General features: G+C 42.8%; 4 protein-coding genes. All 4 read right to left on the minus strand.

Going from position 1 to position 1,425, the window contains the following annotated elements; genetic code table 11:
* Positions 1-66 precede the first annotated feature (66 nt).
* The 4 genes from GVO63_RS19325 to GVO63_RS19340 all read right to left on the minus strand — a co-directional run bounded on the left by GVO63_RS19325 (position 67) and on the right by GVO63_RS19340 (position 1,296).
* A complete protein-coding gene (locus tag GVO63_RS19325) occupies positions 67-330 on the minus strand; it encodes a type II toxin-antitoxin system RelE/ParE family toxin (RefSeq protein ID WP_012517121.1) in 264 nt (87 codons plus the stop codon).
* Entirely contained in the window at positions 317-550 is a 234-nt protein-coding gene (locus tag GVO63_RS19330) for a ribbon-helix-helix domain-containing protein (protein ID WP_159582068.1), read from the minus strand. The genes GVO63_RS19325 and GVO63_RS19330 overlap by 14 nt, the downstream gene beginning before the upstream one ends.
* Before the next feature lie 171 nt (positions 551-721).
* Positions 722-1,018 carry a HigA family addiction module antitoxin gene (locus GVO63_RS19335; protein ID WP_159489583.1) on the minus strand — a complete coding sequence of 99 codons (297 nt, stop codon included), beginning with the start codon at positions 1,016-1,018 and terminating at the stop codon, positions 722-724.
* Positions 1,018-1,296 (minus strand): type II toxin-antitoxin system RelE/ParE family toxin, encoded by a 279-nt coding sequence (locus tag GVO63_RS19340; RefSeq protein WP_159489603.1) that lies wholly within the window; start codon positions 1,294-1,296, stop codon positions 1,018-1,020. Before GVO63_RS19340 ends, GVO63_RS19335 begins: the two co-directional genes overlap by 1 nt.
* Between the last annotated feature and the right edge of the window lie 129 nt (positions 1,297-1,425).

A 1,425-nucleotide genomic window follows, 5' to 3' on the forward strand; every position in this document is an offset into this window, starting at 1 on the left:
CTTTCCAATAACGGGCGCAGGCACGTAGGGCATAATGGCGAAGCCGCCCTGCGTTTATTGGCTTCGTTAGGTACGTTTATAAACATCGGAGCGATGCCCGACTTTTATCACCTGTACTACAAGCTCGTTTTCTCGGATTTCATAAATTATTCTATAAAGACCTTGCCGGATACGATACAAGTCGAGTCCACTAAGTTTAATTGCTCCATCCCTTCGCGGGTTTTCAGCTAATAAGTCAATTTTGGCGAGGATCTTTTTAACGTCCGACTTGGGAATTGCCCTAAAATCTTTTGCTACTGACTTCTTGAAAGTGACGCTATATTTTTCCATCAGCTTCCAAAGTGTTTAGCAAGTCCTCATAGGAGATTTCGGGCTCTTTGGCCCTTTGTCTTACCGCAGCCAAATCTTCTTGATCTTCTTTCATAAGGAGTCTTACTGCTTCATCAATCAGTTCTGATATTGAGGTATCTGATGATGCCGCTCGCAGTTTCAAAGCATTATGAATTGCTGGCTCGAAGTAGACGGTTGATCGTTTTGATAAATTACTCATGAATAAGCCTCCATTTATGCAACATTAAAACATTATAGCGTTAAAATGTCAGTTGGGCTAATTTTTACTCAAGAGTACCTATTACTTAGCTAAGGGGCAAATACATGGCATTACAATGGCGCAAGCCCATGACATGTATTTGTCCCTTTGAGCGCCTTGTTATACGCGCTTTTATACCGCCGCCAGATTATAAGGTGAGACATGTAAAGAACTTTGATGTTGCCGCGTTTGCCATAAATCAAAAGCATTTTGCAAACGTAGCCAATGGTCAGCTGAAGGCTTACCAAAGACCAGCTCCAGACGAAGTGCCATCTCTGGGGTGATGGCTCCTTTGCCATTAAGAACTTTTGACAGTGTTTTGCGGCTAACATCTAAATGCTGAGCGACGTCAGTGATAGTGAGTTCTAGAGCTTCAATAACAAGTTCTTTGAGTATCTCACCGGGATGTGCTGGGTTATGCATATTCATTAGTGATAATCCTCGTAGTTAACGATTTCGACATCTCGTCCAACAAAGCGATATGTAACTCTCCAGTTACCACTCACTCTGACAGACCAAATATCATTTCTGTTACCTTTGAGTTTGTGCATATAAAGACCGGGCAAATCCATGTCATCAGGCGTTTCGGCTTGATCGAGATTGGTCAGGATCAGACGAAGCTTATTTTCATGCTTCTTCTGAATTCCTGATGTGGTTCCTTTAGCGTAAAACTTCTGAAGGCCTTTATGTATAAAACTCTTAATCATGCAGTCATTGTAACCTCATAGGTTACGAGTTGCCAGTGGAATTTTCGGCGCGTATAACACCCACATAAGGGGCAGTAACGCATGGGCTAAAATCCGAGCGAAGCGACAGAGCCCATGTGTTACTGTCCC

It is taken from the genome of Alteromonas sp. KUL106, assembly GCF_009811415.1.
In the GTDB taxonomy this organism is placed as follows: Bacteria; Pseudomonadota; Gammaproteobacteria; order Enterobacterales; family Alteromonadaceae; genus Alteromonas.

What these genes read in the sequence shown, in the direction of transcription:
- GVO63_RS19330 (WP_159582068.1), bottom strand. Translation starts at nt 550, where the DNA reads ATGAGTAATTTATCAAAACGATCAACCGTCTACTTCGAGCCAGCAATT.
- GVO63_RS19340 (WP_159489603.1), bottom strand. Translation starts at nt 1,296, where the DNA reads ATGATTAAGAGTTTTATACATAAAGGCCTTCAGAAGTTTTACGCTAAA.
- GVO63_RS19325 (WP_012517121.1), bottom strand. Translation starts at nt 330, where the DNA reads ATGGAAAAATATAGCGTCACTTTCAAGAAGTCAGTAGCAAAAGATTTT.
- GVO63_RS19335 (WP_159489583.1), bottom strand. Translation starts at nt 1,018, where the DNA reads ATGAATATGCATAACCCAGCACATCCCGGTGAGATACTCAAAGAACTT.